Genomic DNA, 17,626 nt, shown 5'->3' with positions numbered 1-17,626 from the left:
TCAATGGGTTCACCTGGGCGTGGCCAACAATAATCAGGCCCTTGGTAGACGACAAGCAGTGTAATTTGACAGCCCTGTCCAACCGCTTATTCTCGACACTTGGACACGCTATTTGGACTTGTCAGCCTTTCTTGTCACCGCTCTCGTCGCAGCGCCGGTGAACTTGCGCTGTGCGGGAAAGGCCACCTGCACGACCAGGCCGCCGTCCGGACGGTCCTGCGCCGTGAGTTCGGCGTCGTGTGCGGTGGCGATGGAGCGGACGATGGACAGGCCGAGGCCGTGGTGGCCGTCGTCGGCGTTGCGGCGCATCCGCTGGAAGGGGTTGAACAGCCGGTCGACCTGGTCCGCAGGAACCTGCGGGCCGGTGTTGGCGACCCGGACGAAGGCCCGGCCGGAGCGGGTGCCGATGGTGATCTCCACCTGCCCGTCGGGGCAGTTGTAGTCGATCGCGTTGTCGAGGAGGTTGGCAAGCAGCCGTTCCACCAGCGCTGGGTCGCCGTGCAGGGCGGCGGGCCCGACATCGGCGACGAGCCGCAGGCCGCGCCGTTCGGCGGCCGGGCGGAAGGTACGTACGATCTCGTCGGCGAGGTGCGCCAGCTCCAGCGGCTCCGGCTCCTCGAGGCCGCGCTCGCTGGTGGCCAGGAACAGCAGCGACTCAAGGAGCCGGCCCTGCTGCTTGCTGATCGCCAGCAGCCGCTCGAAGTTGCCGCGGAAGGATTCCACCGTGGGGTCGCCGTCGATGAGGGACTCCTCCAGCAGCGCGTGCTCCAGCGTGAGCGGGGTGCGCAGTTCGTGCGCGGCGTTGGCGACGAAGCGTTTATGGGAGTCCAGCGCCGTCTCCAGCCGGCCGAGCAGTCCGTCCACCGTGTCGGCGAGGTCCTTCAGCTCATCGCGCGGGCCGTCGACGCCCAGCCGCTCGTGGACATTGCGTGCCGTGATCTGCTGGATGGCGGTGGTCATGGAGCGCAGTGGCCGCAGCACCCGGCCGGCAACGACCCAGCCGAGCCAGATCGCGATCACCGCCGTGATCGCGAGCGCGATCGCCGACTCGAGCAGCAGCCGGTTCATCATTTCCTCGTGGGTGCGGGCGGCCTGCTGCTCCAGCCCCTTCGTGAGCTGGCTGGTCGGAGCCGGCTGGCCGTCGCCGACGAACCGGCTCCGCCGTGGTGGCCCTCCCGACTCCGCCGACTCCTCTACGCCCTTGACCAGGACCGGTCCGCCGGTGGAACCGGCCACCAGCAAATAGGTGATGGTCAGCAGCACCGCACCGGACAGGACGAACAGCCCGCCGTACAGCAGGGTGAGGCGCATGCGTACCCGCCGGGGCCGCAGCAGCGCGGCGGCCCGGGCGCGGGTGAGGTAGGTCGCGGTCAGCGGGAACGAGCGCATGACACCTCAGATCCGGTCAGATCCGGTACCCGCCCCGGGGTACCGTCTCGATCACGGGCGGGGACCCCAGCTTCGCGCGCAGCCGGTTGATCGTCGTCTTGACGGTGTTGGTGAACGGGTCCGTCGCGTCGTCCCACACCCGCTCAAGCAGCTCCTCGGTCGGTACCACCCGCCCCTCGGCGGCCATGAGGTACTCGAGGACCGCCAGCTCTTTGGGGTTGAGGGGCAGCCGCTCGCCGCCGCGGGTGGCGAGCCGCTTGGCCGGGTCGAGCCGCAGGTCGTCGTGGGTGAGGATGGGCGCGAGCGCCTGCTGCGGGCGCCGGGAGATGGCGCGGATCCGGGCGATGAGCTCCGGGTAGGCGAAGGGCTTGGGCAGATAGTCGTCCGCGCCCAGATTCAGCCCGTCCACCCGCTCGGCCATCGTGCCGGAGGCGGTCAGCATCAGCACACGGGGTTGCTGCGGCTGTCCGGCCAGCGTGCCGCAGACGTCGTCGCCGTGGATTCCGGGGAGGTCCCGGTCGAGCACGACGACGTCGTAGTCGACGACGGAGGTGCTCTCCAGGGCGCGTTCGCCGTCGTGTACGACATCGACGGCCATTCCTTCGCGGCGTAATACCCGTGCCACCGATTCCGCCAGCACGGCATGATCCTCAACCACCAGCACTCTCATCGCCCCACCCCTAGCGCAGACCGGTCGCCTTCAGCCGATAACGCTATCGCTCGGATACGTCAGCTGGGCGTGAAGAATCCGGTCATCGCCTCGTTCACCGCGTCGGGCTTTTCCAGGCAGCCGAAGTGGCCGCAGCCGGAGATTTCGGTGTAACCGGCGCCGGGGATCGCCGTCGCGACCTCACGGACCAGGTGCGGGCGGGCGACGAGGTCGTCGGCGAAGCCGATGACGTGGCAGGGCACGCCGATCCGGCGGTAGGCGGGCAGCCGGTCGCCGATCAGCTGCAGGCCCAGCTGGTCGCGGACCGAGCCCGGGGCGGCCCCGGACAGCTCGAAGACGGCCAGCCAGTCCCGCAGCCGCTCCTCGTCGTTGAGGGTTTCCGGCGACAGGTTCTGGATGGCCTGCGCATAGGCCGCGTACGCCGGCGGCAGGGCGCCGCCGCTGTCGGCCAGGGCCAGGTCGGCGGCCGCCATGGCTGCGATCAGCGCGTCCGCCCGGCCGCAGGAGGCGATCAGCACGGCCTGCCGGACGAGCTCGGGGCGGGCCAGCAGCAGTTCGGCGACGATGATGCCGCCCAGGGAGAAGCCGACGACCCGGCACGGGCCCGCGCCCAGGTGCTCGATGAGTCCGGCGACATCAGCCGCCATGTCGTCGACGGTGTATGACTGCGGTCCGGCGTCGGTCGGCGGGATGCCCCGGTTGTCGACGGTGACGACCCGGTAGCCGGCCGCCTTCAGGGCCGGTACCTGGTGGGTGCGCCAAATCCGCCCGGGCGCGGCGGTTCCGGTGACCATCACCACCGGCTCTCCGGAGCCGTGGTCGTCGTAGCTCAGCTTGATCCCGTTGACAGGCACCACCGGCATCGGCCATCCCCCTTTGCTCTCCGCTCACTTACCGGTCCAGACGGGGTCGCGCTTCTCCGTGAAGGCCTTGACCCCTTCCGCCACATCCGCACTGTGCCTGCGGCGCTCCTCCCAGCTGTACGTGGCGGTGAACGCGTCCGGGAGCGGCATGTCTACCGACGCCAGGGCGGCCTGCTTGATCGCCCGGACCGAGAGCGGGGCACTGCGCACCAGATCCCGCGTCCACTGGGCGACGCAGTCGTCAAGGCGGGCGGGCGGTACGACCTCGTTGACCAGGCCGTACCGCAGCGCCGCGGCGGCGTCCAGGTTGCGGCCGGTCAGCAGGTGTCCGAGCGCGACCTTCTGCGGCAGCTGCCGGATCAGCCGGAACGCGCCGCCGGCCCCGGGGATCAGCCCGAGCCGCGCCTCGGGCAGGCCGAACACGGCCCGCTCGGACGCGATGATCAGGTCGCAGGCCAGGGCGAGTTCGAACCCGCCGCCGAGGGCGTAGCCCTGGACCCGGGCGAGCACCGGCTTGGACAGCGTGAAGCGGTCGGTGAGCCGCGGCCAGCCGGTCTGGCCGCGGCTGCCGAAGGTGGTCGGCGGAGCGCCCCCGGCGTTCAGCCGGGCGCGCTCCTTGAGGTCCTGTCCGACGCTGAAGGCGCGCTCGCCGGCCCCGGTGAGTACGGCGACGCGTACCTCGTCGTCGGCCTCGACGTAGTCCCAGACCGCGCCGAGCTCCTCGTGCATGCGCAGGTCCATCGCGTTCAGTAAGTCGGGGCGGTCGAGCGTGACGTAGGCGACGTGGTCGCGCGTCTCGCACCGCACCCGGGGGCCGGCGTCGCTCATCCTTCGCGCCCCGCGAAGCGGCCGACCTTGTCGATGACGTCCTCGCCGTACAGGCGCAGCGCCTGCTGCAGCGCGAACTCGGCCATGTACCGGCGGAATTCCTCCGGCGGCTCCTCGACGGCGTTCAGCATTCTGCGGTTCGCGACGACCGCCGGGCTCTGCATCTGTGCCACGCCGCGAGCCACGGCGGTGTCGAGCTCGCCGGGCTCCACGACCTCATCGATCAGCAGCCGGGCGTCCGGTTCGGTCGCCCAGATCCGCCGCCCCGACAGGATGACCTGGCGGGAGATCCGCGGACCGGTGTACCGGCCGAGGCGGAAGTTGGCGGCTCCCGGCACGATGCCCTCGCGGGCGGCCGGCAGAGTGAGATAGGCGTCCGACGCGGCGAGCACCTGGTCGCAGGCGAGCAGCAGCTGCATGCCGCCGCCGATGGCGAAGGTGTCGACGGCCGCGATCCAGGGCTTTTCGACCGTACGGGAATGCCAGGCCCCGGTGTGATCGGTGAGCAGGCCGGTGACCAGCTTGCGGAGGTAGCCGAGTTCGCGGCGGAGCAGGAAGCCGGTCAGCGAGATGCCGCCGGCATGCAGGCTCTTGAGGTTGATGCCGGCGCTGAACACCCGCTTGCCGCGGTAGCGGGGATGGCTCATCTCCCCGCCCCGCAGCACGCCGACGCGCACCTCCTCGTCAAGGAGCGCGAGGTCCACGGCGGTCTCCATGTCGTCGACCTGCTCACCGTCCTCGGCGTTCAGGCAGTCGTCCCTGCACATCGTCAGATGCGCGGCGCCGTCCCGCCGTTCCAGCAGGACAGAGCGGGTGCGCAGCACCCCGGTGCGGCGGAACTCCGGCAGCAGCCGCAGGGCGCGCGGCGTCGGCCGCAGCATCGCGTCCAGCACCCGCGGGCCCGCCAGCGGGGAGCGCAGCACCGCCCGCAAGAAGATGCCCTGGTCTATCTCCCAGCCCTCCTTGTCCGCCTGGCGGCGGCCGCGGTCGGCGGCGAGCTGCTTCTCCGTCGGCACCAGGCCGGGGCAGGCGTCCGCGGCGGCTGCCACCAGCTCGTCGATGCGCAGCCCGTCGGCGAGCCGCTCGAACACGGCGTCGGCGTGTGTGTCGAGGTAGTGCACCCGTAGCGCGCGGGCCGCGTCCTTGGCTGCGGCGAGCTCCGCACGCTGCGGGTGCGTGCGCGCACCGGGGTCGGGGAGCGCCGCGATCAGGTCCTCCACGCGGGTCGCCGCCTCCCGAAGGCTCGGCCAGACGTCCCTGTCCGGCTGGTCGGGTGCCGTCACGACGCCTCCTGTCGGGCCGTGCCGCGCAGCGCCCGGTCGCAGGCGGCCAGATGCGGGCCGAGCGCGTCCTCGAAGCTCGTCGTCGCGGCGTCGAAGAGCAACTGCCGCCGGATCGCCAGCTCCTTGCCGGCCAGCCCGCTGGCAAGTCCGGCGACGGCCGCCGTGGCGGCGGCGGGCTCGTCGACGATCTCATCCACGATGCCAAGACGCAGCGCCTCGGGAGCCTCGATCGGCAGGCCGAAGAGGACGGCGCGGCGGATCCTCGCCGTGCCGACCAGCGCGACGAGCCGGTAGCCCGCCATGCCGGGCCAGGTGGCGGTGGCGTCCCGGGGGATCAGCAGCCGGGTGCCATGCGTCGCCGCGCGGACGTCCGCGGCCAGGAACACGTCGAGCGCCGTCCCTCCACAGTCGCCGCCGGCGACCGCGACCGTGGCGACGGGGAGCCGTTCAAGGCGGCGCAGCGCCCGCTCCCACTTGCTGACCAGCATCACGTCGAGTCCGCTGGTCCAGTCGCCGCTGGGAGCACCGGAGACGTGGATGGTGAGGATGCCGGAGCCGCCCTGTGTCTCGGCCCGGTCGCAGGCCTCCTGCACGGCCGCGACGGCGGCGGCCGACATCGGCTCGGTGCCGTCCACGGTCAGCGTCAATACCTCTTTCACGGCGCTCTCCCGCCTCACCACTGGACCAGTGCCGTCTCGAGGGTGGAGCCTGGCCCCATGGTCATCAGCACGCCGTACTCCCCTGGTTCGGTGACGCCTTCGTCCAGCAGCCGTTCGTAGGAGAAGAGGAAGGAGCCGCTGGACACGTTTCCGTAATCGCGCAGCACGCTGGTGGTGTGCCGCACGTCGTACCTGGTCAGGCCGAGGTTCACGCCGACCGCGTCGATCACCTTCTTGCCGCCCGAGTGCACCAGCCAGTGGGTGATGTCGCTGCGCCGCAGGCCCGTTCCGGCCAGCAGCCGGTCCACGACGATCTCGGCGTGGGCGCCGACCACGTACGGGATCTGCGGGTCGAGGAAGAAGCTGAAGCGGGCGAGGTCCCGGTCCCAGTCGTAGCGCATGGCCCCGATGGCGTCGGGGATGATGCAGCTGGCGAACTTCAGCAGCCGCGGACCCTCCTCGGCTTCTGCCGCGCCCGCCTGTTCGCCGGTCCGTTCGCCCGCGAGCAGCGCGACCGCGCCGGCGCCGTCGCCGAACAGGCTGTTCACGACGGCCGTGCGCATCGTCGAGTCCATCGCGTACGCCGCCGAGCAGGCCTCCGTGCACAGCACGACGGCGAGTTCGCCGGGGTGGGCCGCGGCCCAGCCGGTGACGACGCCCAGGGCGTTGAGCCCGGCGTTGCAGCCCATGCCGACGATGTCGGAACGGCTGCAGTGCCGGTCGATGCCCAGCTCCCGGATGAGCAGCGCGCTGAGCCCGGGGGTGAGGAAGCCGGTGGAGGTCACGCAGCACAGGTGGCGCAGGTCGGCCAGGTCGGCGCCGGCCCGCTTCAGGCAGGCGCGCAGCGCGTCCGCGCCCATCTCGATGGCCAGTTGTTTGTGCTTGGCGAGCAGGTCGCCCTGCGGCTCCGCGATCCGGGCCCCGGTGGCGTCCACGGCGGGGAGCGCGAGGTGGCGGCGCTCGATGGCGCTGTTGAGGAAGACGGAACGGACCCGGGGGTCGGTGATCGCGAAGGCGTCGAGCACCTCCTGCTGGCTGTACGAGGTGGGCGACACCGCCGTACCGACTCCGATGATCCGCGGGTGCAGGAACTCCCGCCTCGCGGTCAGGCCTGGCTGAGGCACGACCGGTGCGGATTTCCGGGGGGAATGCGGGCTTTCAAGGATGGCGGTCACCGGAACGTCCACCCCCACCTACGCGGCTTACTGCGCAGCAGTCCTGAGTAGCTGGTCACGTACCTCCCCCTTCCGTTCCGGAGTTCTCCGCCGCTATGAAGCGGGCGAGCCGCGCGGTGCCTTCTTTCATTTCCGCGGGCGTCAGATAGCTGATGGACAGGCGGATGCCGTGCCGGCCGCCGCCGTGAGGATAAAAGTTCCGCATCGGCGTCCAGATGACTCCGAATTCGCGCGCGGAGCGGGTCAGAGCGGCCTCGTCCGCCGCGAAGGAGACCCGCATGCTGAGGAAGAACCCGCCGGCCGGCTCGTTCCACCGCACCCCGAGCGCCGCACGGCGGTCGGCGGGCAGGGCCTCGCCGAGATGCCGGAGCATGGCTCCCATGGCGTCGCCGTAGTAGTCGGCGGCTTTGGCGTTCAGCTCCGAGAGCCGGCCGTCGGCGGCGAGCAGCGCGCCGGCCACGGCGGCCTGGCTGAGCGACGGGGTGTTCACCGTCACCATGCTCTTGATCTTGGCGAGTTCGGCTGCGAGCAAGGACGTACCGCCGGCGCCGTCGTCGACCCGCTGGTCGGCGACGACGAAGCCGACGCGAGCCCCGGGGAAGACCGTCTTGGAGAAGGAACCCAGGTGCACCACCGAGCGGCTGGTGTCGAGGGACTTCAGCGTCGGCAGCCGCGGGCCGGGGCTCACCATCCGATACGGGCTGTCCTCCACGATCAGGAGGCCGTGCCGCCCGGCCGAGCGAAGGAGAGCCCGGCGGGCCGGCTCGCTCATGGTGGTGCCCGCCGGGTTGGCGTGGTCGGGCAGCACGTAGAGGGCGCGCGGGCGGCGGCCGCGGGCCAACTGCTCCTCGATCGCCGCCTCGACGTCGTCGGGGTGCAGCCCGTCCTCGCGTTCCTCGACCGGACAGACGGCGATGTCAAGGAGACGGGCCGCGCCGGTGATCCCCACATAACAGGGGCTGGAGACCAGCAGCACGTCGTCGGGGCCGGCCATCAGCGCCCGCAGCACCAGGAGCATCGCCTCCTGTGCGCCGACGGTGACCACCAGCGACTCGGCCGGGACGTCGATGTCCTCGTCGGCCCGCAGCGAATCGGCGATGATCTCGCGGATGGTGCCCGCGGTCGGGCCGTACTGATAGAGGGCGGTCCTGATCTCCTGCGGCGAACTCCCCTGCGCGGCAAGGTGGTCGAGGTAGCCGCGGATGTAGGTAAAGACCTGCTCGGTGTCGAAGAAGCCGTCGTACGGGCGGCCGGGGGCAAAGGAGATCGCATTTGGATAGCGGAAAGTGATCTCGTTGAGGAAGTTCATCGTGTCCAGCACCGGGTCGGCGAGGGAGTCGTGAAGGTCCTGCCTGAGTAAATCCGCCGGTGCAAGCTGCCGCGTTATCATGGACTCCCCCGAAAGGCTGCCTGACAATTCAATGAAAGCGAGTTTCAGGCTTCAGCATCACACGTGCACCAGCGTTCGACAACGACGTCCAACCGGACGCGGTGAAATCCTGGACAAGGGAAATCATGATGGGGCGGGAACAGGAAAACGCGACTGGACCGAGCCCGTCCAACCAGCTGAATTCGCCACTTGGACGGCTCGGTCGGGCAGCCGCGATCAACTATCCCTACGCCGTAACCTCATAATCCATGCGCGCGGCGATCTCCTCCCAGACGCCCGCGCACTCGCGGGCGAGGCCGGTCACCGTCCCCTTGCAGTGCGGGGGCACGCTGTCGATAATCGCCTGCCACTCCGCACCGGCGAGGGTGAGGAAACCGAATAGCCGCAGCAACGTACGTCCGGTGTCGCTGAACCGCAGGGCGGGGTCGGATTTCAGCCGGTCCACGGCCGCCACCCGCTCCGCGATCCGCGACCTGCTGATCGCCCCGCCATCGCTCGTCACCGCGGGCGGCTCGGTCCTCCCCCGCTCGGCGGGCGTTGCCGGGATCACGGCATCGGGCCGTGGACGCGCCCGCACGCGCGGCTTCGGCAGCGGGTCCTCGCCGCGGTGCAGCCGGTTTCGGACGTCCCTGGCGGTCTCGGGCGATATCCGGGCCTCACGCGCGATCTGCCGCAACGACAGCCCGGGATTCTCCTGGATGAGCTTGCTGGCCAGCACGCGCCCGGCAGCGATGTTGACCGGCCGGACCCGCCCGTCCTGGCCGATTCTGCTGCCCTCGATGAGGTTGCCCCCGGCCGCCCGCCGGCGGATCTCGGACACGATGCCGGGCGACAGACCCGTGGTCATGGCGATCATCCGGTCCGACCACTGCGGGTGCGTCGTGATGATCCGGCCCGCCGCCTGCTTCCGGTCCGCCATCGACAGCGGCAGGCCATGCGCGACGTTCGACTCCACCGCGAGCACGAACGCGTCGGATTCGCTTCCGTCGAAGTACGTTACGGGGATCTTTTCATCACCGCGAAGCTGCGCCGCCCGTAAACGGTGCACCCCGTCGATCACCCGCATGGTCGGCCGGTGCACCAGCACTGGAGGAAGCGGAATCCGCACTTCCATCAAGGCCTGTATATGGTCCTGATCTTCACCCGCACTACGCGGCGAAGCGGCGACGGACAATGAGCTGATCTCGGCTTCGACTACCATCTCTTGTTCGAACTGAGGCTGGCCAGACTGCATCACAAGCTCCTCTCGAGGTAACTCCTGCGAACCAGCTCGCACTCAGCGGTGCATGGCGTTAGGCGTACCCCAAAGGAGTGTGGACCAGGTGATACCGGCGTCGCTTCCACTGTGGATCTTCCCCACGGCTGAGCGCATTGGATTTCTCCCCCCGCAATGCCACCGCACGGGCCGAATAACGACCCTGTTAGCCGCTTCGGACTCTAACACCGTCCATCGGTTCTGATGCCAGGAATCCGGACACCGTACGCCCCTTCAGAGGGGGTCGGCCAGATGTCTCAGGCGGGGCCGAGAACGTTGGCCACGGCTCCGTATACAAGGGAATAGACGCAGGCCCGACGGGTGTGTACGGCCGACTGCCGACGGAATTCGCACGGCTGGCAACCCCTCTGGCAGCCGACGGCAATTGGCACGAAACAGGGGAGAGAATGCGCGATTCCGTTGTCTCGCCGGCGGGACAACGGGCGAACGCCCTACGGTGAAAACGGAGTTTCAGGTTTCGAGAGAGGCATCGAGCAGGACCGCAGATTCCCTGGGATCGCCGGCGGCCTCGTCCAGCATACGGACAATCCACTCCAGTAGGTCTAGTCCTGCCGCCGCGGCAGCCCTCTCCCAGCGGACCCGGTGATCGGACGGCAGATCGAGTTGCATCTGCGGGGCAAGTGCCCCTCCGCCGGAGTCACGCCGAGTCCGGGTCCGGCGGCGCAACTCATTCCGCGACCAGCCGCCCTGCTCGGCCCGGGTCAGCCAGACCTCCCGCTCCTCCGCAGGACATCCGGCCACCTCGGCATGGTGCTGGAAACTGAGCTGCGCATGTCGCTGGGCAGGCTCGAACTTACCGGCGACCCAGGCATAGTTGCGCAGGGTCTGGTAGTCGAGGCCGGTGTCGGCCACCGCCTTGCGGTAGCGGTCGGGATACTCTTTCCTGCCGTATATCAGCCAGTCACCCAGCCACCATGCCGACGAATCCGATACCACGAATATCTGCCGGCCGATATGGCGCCACTCCGCCAGCGGAAGACCGGGGGACAGCGTCAGCCCGGTGCGCCGGGGCGCCATCCGGGCGTCCGGTGTGAGCCGCGCCCGGCCCTCGACCGGCAACTGTGCCGCCTGCTCGCTCCCACGCGCCGCTCGCCCTGCGGATGTGCGCAACTCATCGCCCCCTCGATCACTCGCTCATCCTCCACCTCGGGTGGTCTCGGCGAGGTAACAGGATCAGACGAACGAGCGGCGGAGCACCCCTTCCTGCCATGTGGCCCTGTGTTACAACGGAGTTACCCATTCCCCTGTCTACTGGTCGCAGATCCCTCAGCCCCGCGAGCAGATACAGGAGGCCCCATGGCCACCGCTACCCGGCGCTGCGCCGAATGCGACGCAGAGTTCGCCTGGACCAGCCGGAACCCGACCCGCAGGTTCTGCGCCCCTGGCTGCCGGGCCCGTTGGTGGCGGGCGCAGCAGCTGCGGGCCGCCGAGGCACCGGAGCCGACTGAGGTCCCGTACGCGGCCGAACCCGGCGCCGGCCTGGGCGCCTTCCACGAGTGCCCCAACTGCGGCGAGCAGCTCACGGTCATCAACCTGCTTATCCCCGACGCCCGTTGACGTGGACCCGCCATGCCCCCACCCGTCCAAACAGTCGGTTCTGTCACTTGGACAGCGCTCCGTGCATTCTTGGCGAGGCATTCGACCGCCATCTACGGAGGGGACGACAGATGAGACGCGCGTGGTGGGTGGGGGCCGGGCTGGTGGCAGCGCTGACCGTGCCACTCGGCGCGGCGGACGCCAAGGACGGCGTACGCCCGCAGACCCAGTCGCTGGACGGCAGTGGCAACAATCGGGCGCACCCGGACTGGGGCCGGGCCGACAGCCCGTATGCGCGCTTAGCCGCCCCGAATTACGCCGACGGACACAGCGCCCCCGTCGCCGGGCCCGACCCTCGCTACGCCAGCAACCGGATCTTCGGCGACGAGGAGGTCCTGGGAGCCAATGACGTACCCGCGGTGAACGTCTTTTCCGAGCGCCAGGTCAGCCAGTGGGGCTGGGCCTGGGCGCAGTTCCTCGACCACACCTTCGCGCTGCGGCTGGGCGAGCAAGCCAGTGACCCGCAGGGCGAGCGGGAGGACATGAAGGGCGACGGAAGCGATCCGCTGGAGCTGATATCCGGCAAGCACTATCTGCCGTTCGTACGATCCAGGCCGGCCGACGGCACCGGCGTGACCAACGCGCGCCAGCAGGTCAACATGCAGAGCTCCTACCTCGACGCCTCCGGCGTCTACGGCACCAAGAACACCCGGCTTGACTGGCTCCGGCAGGGTCCGGCGGACGGCGATGTGGCCAACAACGGGGCGAAGCTGCTGCTGCCTGACGGCTACCTGCCCCGCCGGGACGCGCGAGGCGACGCCTCGAACGCTCCTGCCACGGACATCGACGGCCGGCTGCGCGCCGATCCGGCCAGCGCGGCGGTCGCCGGGGACGTGCGGGTGAACAACAACATCGCGGTGACCGCGGTCCAGACGCTGTTCGCCAGGGAGCACAACAGGATCGTGGACGCGCTGCCCGCGTCGCTCAGTGAAGAGGAGCGGTTCCAGATCGCCCGGCGGGTGGTGATCAGCGAGATCCAATACATCACCTACCGCGAGTTCCTGCCCGCCATGGGGATCGATCTGCCGCGCTACCGGGGCTACGACCCGAAGGTGAACACCACTCTGTCCAACGAGTTCGCCGCCACCGGCTACCGGGCACACAGCATGATCCACGGCGGCTTCTCCGTCACCCAGCCCGCCGACCGCTACACGCCGGCCCAACTGGACGCGTTCCGGGCCGCGGGCCTACCCGCCTTCCTCACCAACGACGGCAAGGTGGTCGTCGAGGTCGACATGGTGCACACCCGCGACAACCCATCGCTGGTCAAGGGCCTGGGTCTTGGCCCGACGCTGCAGACCATCGGGGAGCGGGCGCAGTACCGCAACGACGAGACGATCGACCACCTGCTGCGCAGCGTGCTATGCGGGCCGGAGAGCGCCGACCCGAAGTGCGTCTTCGACCTGGGCGCGACCGACCTGGCCCGCAGCCGCGACCACGGCATGCCGTCGTACAACTCCATGCGCCGGGCCTACGGCCTCCCGCCCGCCCGGTCGTTCACCGACATCACCGGCGAGGCCACCGACGCCTTCCCGAAGGACCCGGAACTCACCCCCGGCAACGAGATCAACGACCCGGACAGCACCGACTTCACCAATATCACCAACCTCTTCGGCAGCAAGGTCGGCCACCGCAACGACCCACGCGACCACTCCACCGTCAGCTACACCAAGCGGACCACGCTCGCCGCCCGGCTCAAGGCGATCTACGGCTCGGTCGACCGGGTGGACGCCTACGTGGGCATGCAGTCGGAACCGCACCTGAAGGGCTCGGAGTTCGGCGAGCTGCAGCGGTCCATGTGGGCGCGGGAGTTCCGGCGGCTGCGCGACGGCGACCGGTTCTTCTACGGCAATCAGGCCAGCGCCCTGGAGGCGATCTCCAAGAAGTACGGCATCGACTTCCGTCACGACCTGGGCGACCTCATCGCGGCCAACACCGACATCAAGCGCCCCGAGATGCCCGGCACGGTCTTCTTCCCCCGCGGCGAGGTGCCGGCCGGTTCCTGCCGGGTGAGCTACGCGGCGGAGCCGAAGGCCGGCGGCGAGTTCACCGGCACCATGAAGATCAAGAACACCGGGCGGACGCCGCTCGCCGCCTGGTCCGTGCGCTTCCGCTACGCCGACGGCCAGCGGATCAAGCAGTCGGAGGGCGCTGAGGCCATCCAGAACGGCACCGATGTCGCCCTGCAGAGCCCCGGCTCGGACGGCGCCCTGGCCCCCGGCCAGACCCGCCGGGTCTCCTTCACCGGCACCCTGCCCGGAGCCAACAGCACCCCGTCCGACTTCAACCTCAACACCACCGGGTGCGCCACCGGATACCGGTAGTCCATTGAACCCGGCGGTAGGAGGACTTGACGCCGCTCGGGGCGCTCTTCCTCGGCGTCAACGTCCTGCCACAGGAAGGCCTCGTCTACCCCATCTACTACCTGTTCAAGGAGATGGGCCTGTACGACGGCAAGCTCGGCTACACCATCCTGGTCGGCATCACGTACAGCGCCTTCGGCACCTACCTGCTCTCCTCTTCCAGCGCTCCCTCACCCGCGGCCTGGCCGCAGGAGCCGTGAAGTAGCCCCCGTACAAGGGGCTCAAGAGCCGCCCCGGGCCCGGAACTTCAGCCGCACTGCTACCGGAGCCGGGGTACACCCTTCAGCCGGGGCCATGGGAGCGGCACTCCCGCTTCAGCGCAACAGAAGACGCCTGCGCTGTGCGGAGCCCGGCTCGCTCAAGGGAAGGGACCGTCCGACGCGAAAGCGTGGGCTGCGAAGCGCTTGCCCATGCGTCGGTATGCGGCGGCGGTCGGGTGGAGGCCGTCGGCCAGGTCGTCCGCCTCGTCCGGGCCGAGCAGCTCGCGTCCGTCGAGATAGTGGAGGTGGGGATCAGACGCCTGCCGTGCCGCGACTATCCGGGCCAGCTCGGCACGGACCACCGCCAGCGACAATGCACCGCGGGCCACGTCAGCCGGGTCGCCCAGGGCAGCGAGCCTCCCGTCCGGCCCGGTCACGGTCGGGCCGGGGGCCTCCTCCAGGGCCGGACAGCTCACCGGAGAGATCAACAGCAGCGGGGCGTCCGGGTGTCCATCCCGGATCGTGTCCAGGAACCCGTGGACCGCCGGGCCGAACGTACGCAGCCGGAAGGCGGTCAGGCTCACGATGTTGATGCCCACCTTGAGGCTGATCAGGTCGGCGGGCGCATCACGGATCGTACGGGCGACATAGGGATCCAGCAGCGCGTTTCCCGCCTGGCTGAGGTTGACCACCTCCACCCCTCCGAGCGCCGCCGCCACCACCGGCCAGGTGCCAGTGGGACCGTCAGCCTCGATGCAGTGGCTGATGGAACTGCCGTGGTGCACCCAGCGGCGCCGCCCGTCCGGCAGTGGGGCCGACACCTCGCCGTCAGCGCGCAGTGCCACCAGTTCCGTCGGGGTCTGTTGTGGCAGCCACAACTCGACGCTCTTCATGCCTGCCGGCAGCCCGGCGAACCGTACGGTCCCTGGCTCGCCCGGGACTAGTCGCTGTACGGCCCCGGGGCCCGCCATCCGCAGCACGTTGCCCACCGGCGCCTGCTGACGGCCGGTCAAGACGCCGTCCACCAGCAACTCCAGCATCCCGGTCGGGCGAGGATGGGGGTCGGAGGCAAGCTGGCCGGTGGAGGTGAGGACCTCAAACTCCAATTCCCGTGCGTCAGTGCGGAACACCAGCCTCACCCCCGAAGGCATCACGGTCACGCCGTAGACCGACGGGTCCTGGTACTGCTCCTTGGTCCACGCGGGCAACCGGCGGGGCATCACCCCTGCCTGTGTGGTCTCCAGGTCCAGCGCTCCCCGAAACTCCACCGGCCCGCCCAGCAGAGGAACAGCCCGAAGCGCCACCGTCACTGCTCCTGCCCCAGGTCGATGTGGTCCGCAGATGACGTCAGACCGGTGGGTCCGTGGCTCATCGACGACCGCCGAACTCCCAGTCGTGGACCTCGATGTCCGCGTACCGGTCCGGAGTCAGGACGGCTCGTGCCGTGTCCGGGTCCGGGGCCCTCAGCAGCACCGCCGTACCGAGCCAGGTGTCGCCGTCGTCGGACAACAGCGGCCCGTACGCGACCAGCTCGTCCCGGTCGAGCGGCAGGCGGAGGTCGGCGGCCGGGCCCTCGCCCAGGCCGAGCACCAGGTACCGGTTGCCACCGGTCCGGCCACCCGGGAAATCCCACATGGTGCGCCCCAGCAGGTTGCGCCACCGGCGCAGCAACACGTCCCGGTACGCGCCGGCCTGGTAGTTGGGCTCGCCGAAGGCGAAAGCGCGAGCGGCGGCGGGATCGGGCAGGTCGACGATGTGCACGCTGCCGGTGGGTGTTTCCCCGTCATCGGCGAAGGTGGGGCCGCGAGCGATCAGCTCCTTGGCGTACTGATCCATGTAGGACCAGTGTTCCTCCAGCAACTCCTCGCGTAAGGCGAGGGAGCCGGGCCGATCACGGTGATAGCAGAAGAACTCCATGACCTCAGACCCTTGCCCATCAAGGGCGCCATCTCAACTGGATTCTGGCGGCGAGAATGGCGGCAAGGACTCGGCCCTCATCAGTCGTCTTTCTGTAGATGACGGTCCAGGGGTCCGCTCGCCGCCCTCGCAGACGCGGTGGATCGGTCAGTGGTTCCCGGTGAGTTCGCCGCTGAGCTTCTCGTGGATCTGGGCGCTCGGCTTGTTCAGGCCGATGATCTCGACGGTCTTGCCGCGGTGGGCGTATTTGGTCTCGATCGCGTCGAGCGCTGCGACGGAGGAGGCATCCCAGATGTGGGCAGCGGTCAGGTCAATGACGACCTTGTCCGCATCGATGGCGTAGTCGAACTGTCCGACGAGGTCATTGGACGAGGCGAAGAACAGCTCACCGGTCACGGAGTAGACCACGCTGCTGCCGTCGGGGGCGGCGTGGGAGGTGACGTTGGCGAGGTGGGCGACGCGCTTGGCGAAGATGACCATGGCGGTGACGGAGCCGACGACGACGCCGATGGCGAGGTTGTCGGTGGCGACCACCACGGTCACGGTGATCACCATGACGGCGATCTCTCCGGTGGGCATGCGCTTGAGGGTCTTGGGCGCGATGGAGTGCCAGTCGAACGTCGCGAAGGACACCATCACCATCACGGCGACCAGGGCCGCCATGGGGATGTCGGAGACGATCGGCCCGAAGACGATGCAGAGCACCATCAGGAAGGATCCCGCCAGGAAGGTGGACAGGCGGGTGCGGGCCCCGGACACCTTCACGTTGATCATCGTCTGGCCGATCATCGCGCAGCCACCCATGCCGCCGAAGAAGCCGGTGACGATGTTGGCGATGCCCTGGCCGATGGATTCGCGGGTCTTGGAGGAGTGGGTGTCGGTGATCTCGTCGACCAGTTTGGCCGTCATCAGGGACTCCATCAGGCCGACCAGCGCCATGGCGAGCGCGTACGGGGCGCTGGTGGTCAGGGTGTCCATGGTGAAGGGCACGTCGGGCAGGCCCGGTACCGGCAGGGACGAGGGCAGCTCGCCCTTGTCTCCCACTGTGGGCACCGCGATGCCGGCGGCGACCGTGATGGCCGTGAGGATGACGATCGACACGAGCGGGGCCGGGATCACCTTGGTGACCTTCGGGAAGAACACCATGAGGGCGAGCCCCGCCGCGATCAGCGGGTAGACGGGCCAGGGCACGTCGTGCATCTCGGGGACCTGCGCCATGAAGATCATGATGGCCAGGGCATTGACGAAGCCGACCATCACACTGCGGGGCACGAAACGCATCAGCTTGGCGACGCCGAGCGCGCCGAGGATGATCTGGAAGACACCGGCCAGGATGACTGCGGCGATCAGGTAGCCGAGGCCGTGCTCGCGGTTGAGCGGGGCGATGACCAGGGCCACCGCGCCGGTCGCGGCGGAGATCATCGCGCGGCGTCCGCCGACGATCGAAATGGTCACGGCCATCGTGAACGAGGCGAACAGGCCGATCGCCGGGTCGACCCCGGCGATGATCGAGAACGAGATCGCCTCAGGGATCAGCGCGAGGGCGACGACGAGGCCGGCCAGGACCTCGGTGCGCCAGACCTTCGGGTCGTTCAGCCAGTCGGGGCGCAGGCCTCGCAGCCGCGCAGCCGGGGACAGTGCAGACGTAGACAAGAAGAGTTACCTGTCGTGCTCGGGCACGCCCGGTGTCGTGGGGCGTGCGAGAAGGCGCCGGACAGCCGGGCGGCCAGCCGGGGAGCCCACGTACGGCGGGCTGAAGCCAGAAGGAAGCAGCCGGCTCGCGCAGGCGTGCGCGGCTGCTTCAGGGGCGAAGGGTCACGGCGGGCAGGCGGCGGCGCTGGGCATCATGGACATGCGCACGCTCTCTCCTGCAGCATCGGACTTCGCCGGGGGCGTCGTCGGCCCCGACAGGGCTGTCGGTCACGGGAGCGGTCCATCCCGCACCATGGGGAGCAGGAGACGACTTGGAGCCCACGCCCACGACCACTTACTCTACCCTAACGTTACGGTAGAGATC

At 69.5% G+C, this 17,626-nt stretch carries 16 protein-coding genes; 3 read left to right on the top strand and 13 right to left on the bottom strand.

Annotated elements, in window-relative coordinates; translation table 11 throughout:
* Positions 1–108 precede the first annotated feature (108 nt).
* The 10 genes from AB0I94_RS08100 to AB0I94_RS08055 form a co-directional block, all read right to left on the bottom strand.
* A complete protein-coding gene (locus AB0I94_RS08100; protein WP_363308599.1) occupies positions 109–1,389 on the bottom strand; it encodes an ATP-binding protein in 1,281 nt (426 codons plus the stop codon).
* A 16-nt stretch (positions 1,390–1,405) separates the two neighbouring features.
* Positions 1,406–2,059 (bottom strand): response regulator transcription factor, encoded by a 654-nt coding sequence (locus AB0I94_RS08095; RefSeq protein ID WP_363308598.1) that lies wholly within the window; start codon positions 2,057–2,059, stop codon positions 1,406–1,408.
* Between the two features lie 59 nt (positions 2,060–2,118).
* Positions 2,119–2,922: an alpha/beta hydrolase gene (locus AB0I94_RS08090; protein ID WP_363308597.1), complete on the bottom strand. Its 804-nt coding sequence runs from the start codon at positions 2,920–2,922 to the stop codon at positions 2,119–2,121.
* A gap of 24 nt (positions 2,923–2,946) precedes the next feature.
* The gene (gene dpgD / locus AB0I94_RS08085; RefSeq protein WP_363308596.1) at positions 2,947–3,750 is read right to left on the bottom strand and encodes an enoyl-CoA-hydratase DpgD; all 804 of its coding nucleotides are present in this window, start codon (positions 3,748–3,750) and stop codon (positions 2,947–2,949) included.
* The gene (dpgC, locus tag AB0I94_RS08080; RefSeq protein WP_363308595.1) at positions 3,747–5,033 is read right to left on the bottom strand and encodes a (3,5-dihydroxyphenyl)acetyl-CoA 1,2-dioxygenase DpgC; all 1,287 of its coding nucleotides are present in this window, start codon (positions 5,031–5,033) and stop codon (positions 3,747–3,749) included. Before dpgC ends, dpgD begins: the two co-directional genes overlap by 4 nt.
* Positions 5,030–5,692 (bottom strand): enoyl-CoA-hydratase DpgB, encoded by a 663-nt coding sequence (gene dpgB / locus AB0I94_RS08075; RefSeq protein ID WP_363308594.1) that lies wholly within the window; start codon positions 5,690–5,692, stop codon positions 5,030–5,032. The genes dpgC and dpgB overlap by 4 nt, the downstream gene beginning before the upstream one ends.
* 14 nt (positions 5,693–5,706) lie before the next feature.
* Positions 5,707–6,816, bottom strand: a complete 1,110-nt coding sequence (gene dpgA / locus AB0I94_RS08070; protein ID WP_363308593.1) for a 3,5-dihydroxyphenylacetyl-CoA synthase DpgA — start codon at positions 6,814–6,816, stop codon at positions 5,707–5,709.
* A gap of 106 nt (positions 6,817–6,922) precedes the next feature.
* Positions 6,923–8,257 (bottom strand): PLP-dependent aminotransferase family protein, encoded by a 1,335-nt coding sequence (locus tag AB0I94_RS08065; protein ID WP_363308592.1) that lies wholly within the window; start codon positions 8,255–8,257, stop codon positions 6,923–6,925.
* Positions 8,258–8,483: 226 nt separating this feature from the next.
* On the bottom strand, positions 8,484–9,491 hold the full coding sequence (locus AB0I94_RS08060; RefSeq protein ID WP_363308591.1) for a ParB N-terminal domain-containing protein: 1,008 nt from the start codon (positions 9,489–9,491) through the stop codon (positions 8,484–8,486).
* 492 nt (positions 9,492–9,983) lie between these two features.
* Positions 9,984–10,592, bottom strand: coding sequence for an LmbU family transcriptional regulator (locus AB0I94_RS08055; RefSeq protein ID WP_363308590.1), 609 nt, complete (start codon positions 10,590–10,592; stop codon positions 9,984–9,986).
* A 237-nt stretch (positions 10,593–10,829) separates the two neighbouring features.
* On the opposite strand from AB0I94_RS08055, the gene AB0I94_RS08050 reads away from it, so the two are divergent.
* The 3 genes from AB0I94_RS08050 (at position 10,830) to AB0I94_RS08040 (ending at position 13,692) form a co-directional block, all read left to right on the top strand.
* Positions 10,830–11,090, top strand: coding sequence for a hypothetical protein (locus tag AB0I94_RS08050; protein ID WP_363308589.1), 261 nt, complete (start codon positions 10,830–10,832; stop codon positions 11,088–11,090).
* A 110-nt stretch (positions 11,091–11,200) separates the two neighbouring features.
* The gene (locus AB0I94_RS08045; protein ID WP_363308588.1) at positions 11,201–13,453 is read left to right on the top strand and encodes a peroxidase family protein; all 2,253 of its coding nucleotides are present in this window, start codon (positions 11,201–11,203) and stop codon (positions 13,451–13,453) included.
* 26 nt (positions 13,454–13,479) lie between these two features.
* A complete protein-coding gene (locus AB0I94_RS08040) occupies positions 13,480–13,692 on the top strand; it encodes a hypothetical protein (protein ID WP_363308587.1) in 213 nt (70 codons plus the stop codon).
* Positions 13,693–13,850: 158 nt separating this feature from the next.
* Here the strand turns inward: AB0I94_RS08040 and AB0I94_RS08035 are convergent, their stop codons facing one another.
* From AB0I94_RS08035 to AB0I94_RS08025, 3 genes are all read right to left on the bottom strand, one after another.
* On the bottom strand, positions 13,851–15,002 hold the full coding sequence (locus tag AB0I94_RS08035) for a GDSL-type esterase/lipase family protein (RefSeq protein WP_363308586.1): 1,152 nt from the start codon (positions 15,000–15,002) through the stop codon (positions 13,851–13,853).
* A gap of 58 nt (positions 15,003–15,060) precedes the next feature.
* Positions 15,061–15,609: a YciI family protein gene (locus tag AB0I94_RS08030; RefSeq protein WP_363308585.1), complete on the bottom strand. Its 549-nt coding sequence runs from the start codon at positions 15,607–15,609 to the stop codon at positions 15,061–15,063.
* A 147-nt stretch (positions 15,610–15,756) separates the two neighbouring features.
* On the bottom strand, positions 15,757–17,262 hold the full coding sequence (locus AB0I94_RS08025; protein WP_363308584.1) for a SulP family inorganic anion transporter: 1,506 nt from the start codon (positions 17,260–17,262) through the stop codon (positions 15,757–15,759).
* Positions 17,263–17,626 lie beyond the last annotated feature (364 nt).

This window comes from Streptomyces sp. NPDC050147, assembly GCF_040660195.1.
Taxonomy (GTDB): domain Bacteria; phylum Actinomycetota; class Actinomycetes; order Streptomycetales; family Streptomycetaceae; genus Streptomyces.
The sequence above is the reverse complement of the archived record's forward strand: the minus strand, read 5'-3'. Positions and strand labels throughout refer to the sequence as shown.

Coding starts and splice junctions, on each gene's coding strand:
- AB0I94_RS08100 (WP_363308599.1), bottom strand. CDS start 1,389: ATGCGCTCGTTCCCGCTGACCGCGACCTACCTCACCCGCGCCCGGGCC.
- AB0I94_RS08095 (WP_363308598.1), bottom strand. CDS start 2,059: ATGAGAGTGCTGGTGGTTGAGGATCATGCCGTGCTGGCGGAATCGGTG.
- AB0I94_RS08090 (WP_363308597.1), bottom strand. CDS start 2,922: ATGCCGGTGGTGCCTGTCAACGGGATCAAGCTGAGCTACGACGACCAC.
- dpgD (WP_363308596.1), bottom strand. CDS start 3,750: ATGAGCGACGCCGGCCCCCGGGTGCGGTGCGAGACGCGCGACCACGTC.
- AB0I94_RS08065 (WP_363308592.1), bottom strand. CDS start 8,257: ATGATAACGCGGCAGCTTGCACCGGCGGATTTACTCAGGCAGGACCTT.
- AB0I94_RS08060 (WP_363308591.1), bottom strand. CDS start 9,491: ATGCAGTCTGGCCAGCCTCAGTTCGAACAAGAGATGGTAGTCGAAGCC.
- AB0I94_RS08050 (WP_363308589.1), top strand. CDS start 10,830: ATGGCCACCGCTACCCGGCGCTGCGCCGAATGCGACGCAGAGTTCGCC.
- AB0I94_RS08045 (WP_363308588.1), top strand. CDS start 11,201: ATGAGACGCGCGTGGTGGGTGGGGGCCGGGCTGGTGGCAGCGCTGACC.
- AB0I94_RS08030 (WP_363308585.1), bottom strand. CDS start 15,609: ATGGAGTTCTTCTGCTATCACCGTGATCGGCCCGGCTCCCTCGCCTTA.